At 69.9% G+C, this 13,090-nt stretch carries 7 protein-coding genes; 3 read left to right on the top strand and 4 right to left on the bottom strand.

What is annotated here, in order from left to right; all coding sequences use genetic code 11:
- Positions 1-48 precede the first annotated feature (48 nt).
- Together ACFO8M_RS13745 and ACFO8M_RS13740 are read right to left on the bottom strand one after the other, a co-directional pair.
- A complete protein-coding gene (locus ACFO8M_RS13745) occupies positions 49-1,842 on the bottom strand; it encodes an ABC transporter ATP-binding protein (RefSeq protein WP_387976061.1) in 1,794 nt (597 codons plus the stop codon).
- 8 nt (positions 1,843-1,850) lie between these two features.
- Positions 1,851-3,713: an ABC transporter ATP-binding protein gene (locus ACFO8M_RS13740; RefSeq protein WP_387976059.1), complete on the bottom strand. Its 1,863-nt coding sequence runs from the start codon at positions 3,711-3,713 to the stop codon at positions 1,851-1,853.
- A gap of 270 nt (positions 3,714-3,983) precedes the next feature.
- Between ACFO8M_RS13740 and ACFO8M_RS13735 the strand changes: the two genes are divergently transcribed.
- Positions 3,984-5,774, top strand: a complete 1,791-nt coding sequence (locus ACFO8M_RS13735; RefSeq protein WP_387976056.1) for an ABC-F family ATP-binding cassette domain-containing protein — start codon at positions 3,984-3,986, stop codon at positions 5,772-5,774.
- A gap of 90 nt (positions 5,775-5,864) precedes the next feature.
- Here the strand turns inward: ACFO8M_RS13735 and ACFO8M_RS13730 are convergent, their stop codons facing one another.
- Both ACFO8M_RS13730 and ACFO8M_RS13725 read right to left on the bottom strand, forming a co-directional pair.
- Positions 5,865-6,338, bottom strand: coding sequence for an HIT family protein (locus ACFO8M_RS13730; RefSeq protein ID WP_387976053.1), 474 nt, complete (start codon positions 6,336-6,338; stop codon positions 5,865-5,867).
- A 73-nt stretch (positions 6,339-6,411) separates the two neighbouring features.
- A complete protein-coding gene (locus tag ACFO8M_RS13725) occupies positions 6,412-9,513 on the bottom strand; it encodes an NACHT domain-containing protein (protein WP_387976050.1) in 3,102 nt (1,033 codons plus the stop codon).
- 381 nt (positions 9,514-9,894) lie between these two features.
- Between ACFO8M_RS13725 and ACFO8M_RS13720 the strand changes: the two genes are divergently transcribed.
- Entirely contained in the window at positions 9,895-11,445 is a 1,551-nt protein-coding gene (locus ACFO8M_RS13720; RefSeq protein ID WP_387976048.1) for a S8 family serine peptidase, read from the top strand.
- 244 nt (positions 11,446-11,689) lie between these two features.
- Positions 11,690-12,877, top strand: a complete 1,188-nt coding sequence (locus ACFO8M_RS13715; protein WP_387976045.1) for a S8 family peptidase — start codon at positions 11,690-11,692, stop codon at positions 12,875-12,877.
- The last annotated feature ends 213 nt before the right edge of the window (positions 12,878-13,090 follow it).

Below are 13,090 nucleotides of genomic sequence, written 5' to 3'. Positions count from 1 at the left end.
CGCTTCGGCGGGGACCTCGCGAATTCTATGGACTTCGTCGGGGCGCGATCAGCGGTAGGCGGCGCTTTGGAGCGTGTATAGCTCGGCGTATGCCCCTTGACGTGCCATGAGCTCCTCGTGCGTGCCGGTCTCGGCCACTCGGCCTTCCTCAAGCACCACAATGAGATCGGCCATGGACACCGTCGAGAACCGGTGGGAGACGAGGACGGTGACGGTGCCGCGCTGGCGGCCCGCGTGGACCTCTTCGGCGAAGCGCTCGAAGAGGGCGTGCTCGGTCTGGGGGTCGAGGGCGGCGGTCGGTTCGTCGAAGAGGACGAGGAGCGGGTCCTGCCGCATGCGGCCGCGGCCGATGGCGAGCTTCTGCCATTGGCCGCCTGAGAGATCGGTGCCGTCGTCCCAGCGGGTGCCCAGGCGCGTGTCGAGTCCGCCGGGGAGGTCGTCGAGGATGTCGTCGGCGCCGGCGCGGATCATCGCGGCGCGCACGTTTTCGTCGTCGTAGCCGCCTTTGAGGTCGCCGATGCCGATCGTCTCGCGGGCGGTGAACTCGAATCGGGTGAAGTCCTGGAAGGTCGCGCCGATGCGTTCGCGCCAGGCGTCCACTTCGAAATCGGTCAGGGCGTTGGCGTCGACTTTGATGCGACCGGCGGTCGGCTGGTAGAAACCGGACAGGAGTTTGACGAGGGTGGTCTTGCCCGCGCCGTTCTCGCCGACGAGGGCCACGACCTTCCCGGCGGGGAGGGTCAGGGTCACGTCGTCCAGGGACTGGCGCTCCGATTCGGGGTAGGAGAAGGAGACGCCTTCGAGGGCGATGCCGTCGGTGAGGCGTTCGGGGACGTCGAAGGGCACCGCCGGGCCGCTGGACTGCGCGGCGTAGTCGCGCAGCCGGCCGATGCGCTCGCCCATTTTGGCGAGGCGCGCCATGAACATGCCTTGGAAGGCGACGTTCGCGGCGGCCCCGGCGACCATGCCGATGAGGCCGACGAGGAGGACGACGTCGCCGGCGGTGGCCTGGCCGCGGATCGCGAGGTAGAGGACGATGCCGATCCCGGCGGCCATGCCGAGCGCGGAGAGCAGGCCTTCACCGGTGGAGAGCCGGGCGGCCTTCCACTGGCCCCGGTTGCGTTCGGCGACGACGGCCGCTCCGGACTCGTGGTGGTGTTCGGCGACCGCCGCCGCGGAGCCGAAGATGCGCAGTTCCTTGCCGGATTCGCCGTGCGTGGCGACCTCGAAGAGGTGGCGGCGTTTGCGTTCGGGTTCGCTCGTGGCCGCGTAGACCTCGTCCTCGATCATCCCGGCCCGGTGGGCGATCGCCATGGCCACCAACGCGAGCAGCGGGAACACGAGCAGCAGCGGGTGGACCTGGAAGAGGAGCGCGCCGCCGACGACGATGGTGACGATGGCGCGCAGCCACTGGGCGAGCTGGTTGACGCCGCCGGCGAGGAGCCAGCGGTTCTCGCGGATGTACTGGACCTCGTCGAGGTACTCGGGCCGCTCGTGGTGGTCGAGCCCGGGCGGCCGGCCCATGAGCACCATGAGCTCGCGGTCGGAGGCGCGGGCGGTGTGGTCGAGGACGAGGAACACGAACTTGACGTAGACGAAGACGACGGTCCAGATCAGGGCGACGCCGATCCCGAGTCCGGCCGCGGCGAGCAGGGCGTCGCGGTGGTGTCCGGTTTGGACTGAGTCGATGATGAGCTTCGACAAGTAGACGAGCAGGGGCATGAGGATGGCCTGGATGATGCCGAGGACGATCAGCGCGATGATCGCTTTCGGGTGCGAGCGGTAGCCGACGGCGAGGCCGTCCTTCAAGCCGCGCAGGCGTTTAGCGATGGTGTCGATCATGGGGGCTCCTAGATTTTCGGGGCGCTGCCGAGGGGGGACCGGGCGAGGCGGTTGGCTTGGAGTGTGAAGGCTTCGGCGTAGCGTCCGCCGAGCGCCATGAGGTCGTCGTGGCTGCCGTCTTCGACGACGTTCCCGCCGTCGAGGACGACGATCCGGTCGGCGCGGCGCACCGTGGAGAAGCGGTGCGAGATGACGATCGTGGTGAGACCCGCGGTGATGTCGAGGAACTGCTCGTAGAGCTCGGCCTCGGCGCGCACGTCGAGCGCGGCGGCGGGCTCGTCGAGGATGAGGATCTTGGCCCCGGCCTGGACGGCGAACAGGGCGCGGGCCAGGGCGATCCGCTGCCATTGCCCGCCGGAGAGGTCGGTGCCGTCCTTGTACTCGCTCGACAGGACGGTGTCGAGTCCATTGGGGAGCGAGTCGATGAGGGCACGGATGCCCATGGGCTCGCAGGCCTTCCAGATCCGCTCGGTGTCGCCGGCCAGGTGCGGGGCGCCGAGGGTGATGTTGTCGCGCACCGTCAGCTGGTAGCGGGTGAAGTCCTGGAACAGCGCCGAGAGGCGGGTGCGCCAGAGGGCCGGGTCGACCCCGGCGAGATTCACACCGTCCACAGTGATCTTTCCGCCGGTGGGCTCGTAGAGCCCGGCGAGGAGCTTCACGAGACTGGTCTTGCCGGCGCCGTTGTGGCCGACGACGGCCAGGGAGGTCCCGGCCTTGATCTCCAGGTCGAGCCCGCCGATCACGGGCCGTTCCGAACCGGGATAGGCGAAGTCGACGCGCTCGAACCGCACCGCCTGCTCGGGGGCGGCGGCCGGGAGCTCGGCGGTGACGGGGCGTTCGTCGGCGACCAGCTCCGATTCGAGGGCGAGGGCCTTCGGGACCGGCAGCGAACCGAGCGCCAGGAACGCGGCCACGTCGTCGAAGGCCGTGAAGTTGAACATCGTGGTCAGCGCGACCAGGTAGACCGAGAGCGCGGCGAAGCCGACGGCCCCGTCGAGCCCGGACTGCACGAGCAGCAGCGCGGTGGCGGCGGTGAGCACGAGCAGAGCGGCGATGACGCCGACGGCGGTGCGGGCGCGCAGGCGCAGGAACCGTCCCGAGTACGCCATCCGCTCGGCCCACTGGCGGTCGTAGCGTTCGAGGAGCCAGCCCATGAGGCCCCAGACGCGGATCTCCTTGGCGGGCTCGGCGGTGACGGCGAGGTCGCGCATGTACTCGCTCTCGCGCATCTCGGTGGAGCGCATGTAGGCGGTCTTGCCGACCCGCGTGTACTCGTTCTGCATCGCGAGGAAGATCGCGGGCCAGGCCAGAAGCCAGGCGAGGCCGATCCAGATGTTGAAGGCGCACAGCACGATCGAGGCCCCGGCGGCGGCGAGGAACTCGGGGGCGATGGCCGCGAGTCCGCGGATGGCGCGCTCGGGCCGGATGTGGTCGCTGCCGAGCTGGCGGGCGATGCGCAGGAGGGCGAGCACGTTGTCGTCCTCGAGGTGCGCGATCCCGGTGGGGCGGGCGACGGCGGCGACGAGGCGGTCCTGGAGGAGCAACTCGAGTTCGCGGCCGAGGTTGAAGGCGTTGGCACGGTGGACGTTGTCGACGAGGCGGCCGAGCAGGAGCGCGGTGACGCCGACGGCGAGGAGGAGGTAGGCGTTCCGGGCTTCGGGCGAGCCGGGTCCGGCGGCGGTGGCGGCGGGGACGGCGCCGATGAGGAGGCCGGTGGCGATGGTCATCGCGAGCGGGAGCGCGGCGACGAGGACCGTGGTGGCGGCGAAGAGCGCGGTCCGGGGGCGGCTGATCTGCGGCAGGAGCCGCGCGACGGCGAGCACGGCCCGGCCGGCTTCGAAGCGCACGGCCTCGGCATTCGGGGGTGTCATATGAATCCATTCATGACGTCATGATGACTGTTCCACGACACCATAACGGATGCAGCAAGCGCTCGCAATCCCCGGACCGCCCAGCAGGACGGAAAGAGGGCACGGCGAAGGAGGTCGGGAGCGGGTAACTTGGGCCCGGTCTCGGCGAGGCTTGCGAGCCGTCAATTGGCACTGCGCAATCCCTGACGCAGGGGCCCGACAATCCGCGCCGTCACTGGCGTGACCCTGCTCCCCTTCACCCGTTCGATACCGCGGGTAGTGTTGTGCCACGTGTCAGCGCCCAATCTCGTCAACCTCGAAACCGTCTCCAAGGCCTACCCCGACCAGGTGATCCTCGACGCGGTGTCCCTCGGCATCGCCGCAGGTCAGCGCGTCGGTGTCGTCGGCCGCAACGGTGACGGGAAGTCGACGCTGCTGCGCCTCATCGCCCGCGCCGACGAGCCCGACTCGGGACGCGTCGTGCACACCGGCGGCACCCGCGTCACCGTGCTCGGCCAGACCGACGGCCTCGACGACGCCGCCACCGTGCGCTCCCAGCTGTTCGGCGACGCCGACGCCCACGAATGGGCCCGCGACCCGCGCGTGCGCGAGATCCTCACCGGCCTCTTCGGCGGCCTCGACGCACCCGGCCTCCCCGAAGGCCTCGACTCCCGGATCGGCGTCCTCTCCGGCGGCGAGCGCCGCCGCGTCGACCTCGCCCGGGTCCTCTCCGACGACGCCGACCTCCTGCTCCTCGACGAGCCCACGAACCACCTCGACATCGAGGGCATCGCCTGGCTCGCTTCATATCTCAACGCCACCAAGTCCGCGATCATCGTCGTCACCCACGACCGGTGGTTCCTCGACGAGATCTGCGACCGCATCTGGGACGTCCAGCGCGGCAACGTGTTCGAGTACGACGGCGGCTACACGGCCTACGTCCTCGCCCGCGCCGAGCGCGAGCGCCAGGCCAACGTCGCCGAAGAGAAGCGCCAGAACCTCATGCGCAAGGAGCTCGCGTGGCTCCGCCGCGGCGCCAAGGCCCGCACCGGCAAGGCGAAGTACCGCGTCGACGCCGCCAACGAGCTCATAGCGAACGAGCCGCCGCCGCGCGACACCGCCGAGCTGGTGAGCTTCGCGACCGGGCGCCTGGGCAAGACCGTGTTCGAGGCGAAGGACGTCACCGTCAAGGCCGGCGACCAGACCCTCCTGGAGCACCTCGACTGGATCCTCGGCCCGGGCAAGCGGGTCGGCCTCCTCGGAGTCAACGGCGCGGGCAAGACCTCGCTGCTGCGCAGCCTCGCCGACGCGCTCGAGGACAAGCAGCCCGCCGCCGGCCGCATCAAGGTCGGCCGCACCGTGAAGCTCGCGTGGCTCACCCAGCACATGGAGGACCTCGACGGCTCCTGGCGGGTGCTCGAGGCGATCGAGATCGTCGCCAAGCGGGTCCAGTTGGGCAAGAAGGAGATGAGCGCCGGGCAGCTCGCCGAGCGCCTCGGCTTCGTCGGCGGCAGGCAGCGCACCTTCGTGCGCGACCTCTCCGGCGGCCAGCGCCGCCGCCTGCAGCTCGCGCGCCTGCTCATGGCCGAGCCGAACGTGCTGTTCCTCGACGAACCGACGAACGACCTCGACATCGAGACGTTGACGCAGCTCGAAGACCTGCTCGACGACTGGGCGGGAACGATGGTCGTGGTCAGCCACGACCGGTACTTCACCGAGCGGGTCGCCGACGAGACGTGGGCGCTGCTGGGCGACCGGAAGCTGCGGCACCTGCCGCGCGGCATCGAGGAGTACCTGCAGCGGCGTGCGGAGAAGGTGAAGTCGGCTGCGCCGCAAGCGAAGGGCGCGGTGCCTACGAACGCGCCGCAGTCCTCGGCGGCCGTGGACCGGGCGACGCAGAAGGAGCTGTCGAAGCTCGAGCGGCGCCTGGCGAAGGTCGAGGAGAGGATCGCGGGCCTCTATGCCGACATGGCCGAGCACGCGACCGACCCGGGCAAGCTGGGCGAGCTGCAGGATCAGGTGACCGCGTTCGAGTCCGAGCGGGACGAGATCGAGGAGCGCTGGATGGAACTCGCCGACTAGGGCTTGTCCGCTCCCTGATTCGCAGGACAGGCCCTAGGCGTTCGCAGACTCGGGTTCGCACGTGTGCCTCGTCGACCGGTGATCCCGGCGTCAGGGCGTGAGTCGGTCCAATTCCTCGCTGATCGCTTGTCGCAGTTCGGTGTGCTGCGAGCCGAGCGCGTACCGCTCATCGCTCCAGCGCTCTCCCGGGTACAGCCATACCGGCCTGCCCACGAGATCGGCCGGCTCCCAGTCGAACCGCGGCCACACATGCGCGTGGAGGCAGGGAAGCGTGTTCCCCAGGATCTCCAGATTGACCCGCCGGAAGGCCGGGTCCAGTCGCTTGCAGGCGCGTTCGACCGCCTCACCCAACTTGTCCATATCGGACAGAAACGCCGTCCGCCTGGTCGCTGAGAGCTCTGACAGCCGCTCCACCGCAGGATCATCCACGAGCAGCACCGAGTATCCCGGCAGGAACTGGACGTCCCCGATCGCCGCGAATCCCGCTTCCAGCCTTCGGAGCACCGTGGGGTTCTCGCCGCGAAGTGCGCTGCCGATCCGGTCCTGCCGCCAGTCGTCGCTCATGTTCGGAAACTCTACGCATCGTCTACCATCACCGGCCACGTTCACGAGGTGCGTTCTCGGGTGCGGCGACCCCTCAGTGGACGGCGCGCTTGCCCTCGCCGAGTCTTCGCCACCATTTGCCGAGGCGTTCGATCGCCGCGGTCAGTCCGTTCTTGGGTCGCACCAGCGGTTCCGGGCGCGGGCGGCGCGGGGGTGCGTCCGGTGAGGGCAGGCGTTCGCGCACGAGCATGAGGAGGTCGCCGCCGACGGGACTTCCGTCGTCGGTGCCGACTCGGCCCGAGGCGACGGCGAGTCCGCCTATGGCCCTTCGCAGGTCGTCGGCTGTCGCCTCGTCACCGCGAAGCGAGTGCGCCACCGCGGCGGCAGCGTTGAGCGCCGTGCGGGCCGATCCCAGCAGGTCGGGGTCGAAGCGGGCCTGGCGTTCCATGACCGGCGCGATGAGCCTGCGGCATTCGCGGAGCAGCTCGACGGTCTTGTCCCCCAACGGGTCGAAGGGCTCGCCGGTCGCGTTCCAGTTGCGGGCGGCCTGGATCGCCTGGTCGATCGCGGGCACCACCGCGTCGGGGTAGACCGGGACGTCGCCCGTGGGGGCGCCGACCTCGTCGAGGTAGCGCTCTTCGGCGCCGGGGTCGGGGGCCTCGGCGCGCTTGAGGGCCTCGCGGATCCACAGCGACACCCCGATCAGATGGGCGCGCACGGCGAGCCGGTCGTCGGCGCCCTCCCGCGCCGGGTAGGCCCCGCGCTGAATGAGGGACTCCACGAACTCGTTGCCGTCGAGGCCTTCGAGATGCGACTCCCAGCCGAAGGCCGGGTGCCAGCCGCGCATCCCCGCGACGATCCGCACCCGCCTGCACAGGTAGTCGAAGGCTTCGGCGAAGATCGCGTCCGGGCTGAGGTGGGCGTCGACGGCGCGGGCCATCTGGAAGGTGTGGCGGAACTGCATCGGGTTGGCGACGTGGGCGTCGCCGCGCTGGGCGGCGATGTGGACGGCCAGTGCGAGGACGCGGTGCCCGCGGGTGCGTTCGCGGTCGGCGTGGAGCATGGCGGCCACGGCGGCACGGTCGGCGGTGAAGGAGTTGGCGACTCCGGCAGGGCAGTAGAGCCGCGGGTGGGGTTCGGCTTCGACCCATAGTGGACGACCGACGGTCTCGGCGGGGACGGCCTTGAAGTACTCGGCGAGTTCGGCTGCGGTCGGGAGCCGGTAGCGGTAGCCGGGTTCGGCGTAGTGGTTGGCCCACAACAGGAATTTGCGCACGTAGACCGGCCACATGCCGGCGGCGGCTTCGCCGTCGCGCAGCCGTTCGGGGGGTTCGAGGGCGTCGTTGAACCGCAGGTCGGTGAGGAAGCGGGCCCAGACGGCGTAGCGGACCGGGACGGTGCACAGGTCGGCGTCGGCGCCGACGGGCACCGATTCGGCGACGTTGCGCCGCAGCAGCCATTCGTCGACCAGGGGCCGGTCGGTGGAGTCCATTTCGGAATGGTGTTCGAGTCGGTCGCGCAGGTCCCGCTGGAGGCGGGGGTCGAGTTCGGCGGCGACGTCCATGCATTCCTCGGCCAGCAGCAGCGAGTCGACGTCGCCGGCGCCCAGGCAGGCGCGGACGACCGCGTCGGCCGGTCCTTCGGCGGCCCAGAGCAGGATGGCCTCGCGCCACCACACCTGGTCGATGCGCTTGGCGAGGAACGCGTCGTCGCCCTTCTCTCGGAGGGCGGCCGCGGCGAGGTACTCCTGGATGGTGACGTGGGCGAACGAGTAGGCGTCGTGGCCGTCGGCGACGAGGATGCCGCTCTCGACCGCGCCGCGCAGGTACTCCTCGGCTTCGACCGGTCGCGGTGAGGCCCTGAGGCGTTCGGTGAAGATCGCTTCAGCGTCGCGGGCGGCGACGCGACGTGTGCGCGAGCGCATCATCCGCAGCGCGAGTTCCCGCAGCGGCGCGGCTTTCAACGCGGCGGGCAGCGGGTCGAAGCTGGAGGGGACGCCGCTCTGGGAGCGGCGCCGGTGGAGCAGCATCTCGCACATCTCGCGGTAGAGCTCGGCGCGGCTGCCCGGGAGCTGGCCCCGGTAGCGGTCGACGTTGCACGTCATGGTGAGCAGCAACGGGTTCGAGACGAGCGCGCGCAGTTGACGGCTGTCGCCCATGTGTTTGAGGAGCCGCCCGGCGTCCTTGTCGGATTGGAGGCGCACGGTGCGGCCGGTGCGCTCGGTCTCCTGGCAGCGCACCACGTAGCACCACTGCCGCACGAACTGCTGGATCTGCGGCCACTCGAAGTGCTTGACGCGCACGGTGTCGGAGTCGGCGAGGACGGTGTTGTCGAGGCCGGGGCCGCGGGAGGTGACGACGAAGCGGCACTTGGGGTAGCACTCGGTCTGGGCTTTGATCCAGCGTGCGACCTCTTGGCGCGCTTCGACTCCGGCGGTCTCGTCGAGCCCGTCGAGCATGACGAGGGCTCGCCCGGTCTCCAGGCGCTGCCTGACGTCTTCGGCGATGGAGCGGTGGCGCAGCGCGGGGGTCTCTTCGAGCAGGGAGGCGACGGTGACGGCGGCGGGGTCGTCGAGGATCGTCTCGACGTGGTCGCGCAGGTAGATCAGGACGGGCAGGCGGCGGCGGATCGCGTTGCGGCTCTGGCAGAGCTGGAGCGCGGTGTGGCGCAGGATGGTGGTCTTGCCCGCGCCGGGCGGGCCGACGACGACGAGGAGGCGGCGCTCGGGGGCCTCCAGGACCTCGAGCAGCGATTGTCCAGTGTGGCTGTCGGCGCGGCGGTCGGGGCGGACGAGGCCGGCGGCGACGTGCAGTTCGGGCAGCCGCATCGCGTAGGGCCCGCGGGCGGTGAGGCCGTAGAGCTGGACTTCGGCCACCTGCTCGGCCAGTTGGGCGATGTAGAGCCGCCGTTGCCTTGCGAGCCAGAGGAGTCGGTGCGGGTCGACCTTCCCGGCCGCGCGCTTGGCCCAGCGCCGCCCTACCTCTTCACCCACCAGGCCGAGGAAGCCGAGGAGGATGAGCAGGGCCGCCGAACCGCTCAGTGCCGGGACGCTCATCGGGATCCGGTCGCGGACCTGCTCCCAGAACACGGTGACCAGCAGGACCGAGGGCCCCAGGGTCAGCATGCCCTTGGAGACCGCTTTGCGCAGCCGCCCGCGCTTCGCGGGGGCCGCTGCCTGCGGCGCTGGGTCGGTCATGGGCCTCCCGTCGATCGGCCTGTCCCTCACCAAGCGTAGGGGATTCGCGCCATTCGGACGGGACCGTGGTTTCCGGGCGGCTGATGCCGAATTCTCCAGAATTGCGGAATTGATCATGATTCGTCCACGTCGAACAGTGGAGCGGCGGTCGAAATGGTGCATTGTACTCGGAGCGATCGTTCTCGTACCGGTTGGTAACCGACTCTTCATTCAGTGATTTATGGGCATCTTCCAGGGTCTTCACTTTCCGTTGTGATTTCCATAACCTCAGTGTGAAAGCCCGAAAGGGCCCGGTTCCACCGAACCGCACCCTGCGCGCCGGTGCGCCCCTATTTATCTCTTGCGCACCAAGGCGTCTGACCCGAGAGGGAGTACCCCCCTATGACCGTCTCGCACCATTCCGTTCGCCGCATTGCGGTCGCCACCTTGGCGGGCGCCGCGGCCCTAGGCTCGGTCACCTTCGGTGGCCTTGCCGCACAGGCAGACCCGGCCGCCCAGATCTTCGGCGCCGATTCCCCCGATGCCATCAACGGCGAGTACATCGTCGTCATGGACGACGCCGCCGCTTACCGCGAGGCCGACGAAATCGCCGACGACGCGGGCGCATCGATCATCGACGACTACGACGAGGTCACCTCGGTCCTCGTCGGCGCCACCGAGGCCGAAGCGCTCGAACTGGCCGCCGCCGACGGCGTGGCCTTCGTCGAGCAGAACGCCGTCGTCTCCATCGACGCCGTGCAGAGCCCCGCCACCTGGGGCCTTGACCGCATCGACCAACCGAACCTGCCGTTGAGCGGGAGCTACGAGTACCTCGGCACCGGCTCGGGCGTCCACGCTTACATTGTGGACACCGGGATCAACTCGACCCACAGTGAGTTCACCGGGCGCGTGGGCGCGGGCTACGACTTCATCCAGAACGACTCGACTCCGCAGGACGGCAACGGCCACGGCACGCACGTCGCCGGCACCGTCGGCGGCACCACCTACGGCGTCGCCAAGAACGTGACCCTCCACGGCGTCCGCGTCCTCGACAACGCCGGCTCCGGCACCACCGCCGGCGTCGTCAACGGCATCAACTGGGTCGCCGCCAACGCGATCAAGCCCGCCGTCGCCAACATGAGCCTCGGCGGCGGCTTCTCCGCCTCCCTCAACAACGCCGTCGAGTCCGCTGTGGACGCCGGGGTGACCTTCGCCGTCGCCGCCGGAAACGAGGATCAGAACGCCTGCAACGTCTCCCCCGCCTCCGCGCCGTCCGCGCTCACCGTGGCCGCCAGCGACAACACCGACACCCGCGCCTCCTTCTCCAACTTCGGGTCCTGTGTGGACGTGTTCGCGCCCGGCGTGAGCATCACCTCCTCCTGGATCGGCTCGAACTCGGCCACCAACACCATCTCGGGCACCTCGATGGCCTCCCCGCACGTCGCCGGGGCCGTCGCGGTCTACCTGGGTCTCAACCCGTCCGCCACGACCGACGCCGTCGCCTCCTGGGTGACCGGCAACGCCGGGACGAACAAGATCTCCGACGTCCAGGGCAGCCCGAACCGGCTGCTGTACACCGGCACCGGCGGCGGCACCGACCCCGACCCGAGCGACTGCGCCGCCACCAAGTCGACCGCCACCGCGATCGCCGACCGCGCCACCGTCAACTCGACCCTGGCGCTCACCTGCGACGGCAACGCGCGGAGCAACAGCACCGTGGCCGTCAACATCACCCACACCTGGCGCGGGGACCTCGCGATCTACCTGATCGCCCCCGACGGCACGAGCTACACGCTCAAGACCTCCTCGAGCGGCGACTCGGCCGACAACGTCATCGCGACCTACCCGGTCAACCTCTCCAGCGAGACCGCAACGGGCACTTGGACGCTGCGGATCGTCGACGCCTACGCCGGGGACTCCGGGACGCTGAACTCCTGGACCCTCGAGCTGTAGCCCCCCCGAACAACTGAATAGCGGGTGACCGCGGGCGGGCCCTCCCCGTCGACCGCGTCGTCCGGCACCGCGACCTGGAGCCGTCGCGCACCGAGACGCCGTGTCCTGGGCCCGCACCGCGGCCCCGCACCACCACTGTTACCGCTCCCTCCGAAGACGTCGGCGCCAGCCGAGCCCGATTCCCATCACCCTCATCCCGTCTCGGCTCTGGACCGGCCGGGACCACCCGAAGGGACCACTGTCCATGTCGCACAACCTCAGTTCCCCACGCAAGCAGAGAACCATCGCGGCGGCCGCACTCGGCGTCGCCGCCTTCACCGCCCTCGCGTTCACCGCGACGGCCGCGGAGGCGAAGCCGCAGCAGGGCGCCATCGTCGGCGAGGACGCCGCGGGCGCCATCGCGGGCGAGTACATCGTCGTCATGGAAGACGGCACCTCCGTCTCGACGCTGGTCAAGAGCGTCGAAGGCGAAGAGGTCGTCGAGACCTTCCCCGAGGTCGACGCGTTCCTCATGGAGGCCAGCGAATCCGAGGCTAAGGAGCTCGCCGCCGAGGACGGCGTGGCCTTCGTCGAGCAGAACGCGGTCGTCTCGATCGCGGCGACGCAGACGGGCGCCACGTGGGGCCTCGACCGCATCGACCAGCGCAATCTGCCGCTTTCTGGCACCTACACGTACAACTACACGGGTGCGGGCGTGCACGCTTACATTGTGGACACCGGCATCAACGCGACGCACACCGAGTTCACCGGGAGCATCGGCAACGGCTACGACTTCGTCTCGAACGACTCGACGCCGCAGGACGGCAACGGCCACGGCACCCACGTCGCCGGGACCGTCGGCGGCACCATCTACGGCGTGGCGAAGAACGTCACGCTGCACGGCGTGCGCGTCCTGAACAACTCGGGCTCGGGCACCACCGCCGGGGTCGTCAACGGCATCAACTGGGTCGCGGCCAACGCGATCAAGCCCGCCGTCGCCAACATGAGCCTCGGCGGCGGCTACTCCGCGGCGCTGAACAACGCCGTGGCCGCGGCGGTCTCGTCCGGTGTCACCTTCGCGGTGGCGGCGGGCAACGAGAACCAGAACGCCTGCAACGTCTCCCCGGCGTCGACGCCGTCGGCGCTCACCGTGGGCGCGACCACCTCGACCGACGCGCGGGCGAGCTACTCCAACTACGGCTCCTGCGTGGACGTCTTCGCACCGGGCTCGAGCATCACCTCGGCGTGGCGCACCAGCAACACGTCCACCAACACCATCTCGGGCACCTCGATGGCCACCCCGCACGTCGCGGGCGCGGTCGCGCTGTACCTGGAGGGCCACCCGACCGCCACTCCCGCGGCGGTCGCCTCCTGGATCACCGGGAACGCGACCACCGGCGTGGTGACCGGCGCGGGCTCCGGCAGCCCGAACCGGCTGCTGTACACCCTGTAACCCAGCCGTTCTCCCGCGAGGCCTTGCGCTCTGTGAGCGCAAGGCCTCGCTCCGTTTATCCCTTTTAGACCAATCGCTGGATTTGCTCATTCACTGATCTGTTGATGGGATTCGGGGGGTTTACACAGTTTGTTCAACGGCTTAGGCTCACTGCCAGGGTCTGACGGCCCGTCGCAGAGCCGCTGGGCCCGGACGGGTGATGCGGACCGGGCC

The organism is Glycomyces rhizosphaerae (assembly GCF_042647865.1).
Taxonomy (GTDB): Bacteria; Actinomycetota; Actinomycetes; order Mycobacteriales; family Micromonosporaceae; genus Glycomyces; species Glycomyces rhizosphaerae.
This window is presented reverse-complemented; position numbering and strand designations above follow the sequence as displayed.

What these genes read in the sequence shown, in the direction of transcription:
- ACFO8M_RS13745 (WP_387976061.1), bottom strand. Translation starts at nt 1,842, where the DNA reads ATGATCGACACCATCGCTAAACGCCTGCGCGGCTTGAAGGACGGCCTC.
- ACFO8M_RS13715 (WP_387976045.1), top strand. Translation starts at nt 11,690, where the DNA reads ATGTCGCACAACCTCAGTTCCCCACGCAAGCAGAGAACCATCGCGGCG.
- ACFO8M_RS13720 (WP_387976048.1), top strand. Translation starts at nt 9,895, where the DNA reads ATGACCGTCTCGCACCATTCCGTTCGCCGCATTGCGGTCGCCACCTTG.
- ACFO8M_RS13740 (WP_387976059.1), bottom strand. Translation starts at nt 3,713, where the DNA reads ATGACACCCCCGAATGCCGAGGCCGTGCGCTTCGAAGCCGGCCGGGCC.
- ACFO8M_RS13730 (WP_387976053.1), bottom strand. Translation starts at nt 6,338, where the DNA reads ATGAGCGACGACTGGCGGCAGGACCGGATCGGCAGCGCACTTCGCGGC.
- ACFO8M_RS13725 (WP_387976050.1), bottom strand. Translation starts at nt 9,513, where the DNA reads ATGACCGACCCAGCGCCGCAGGCAGCGGCCCCCGCGAAGCGCGGGCGG.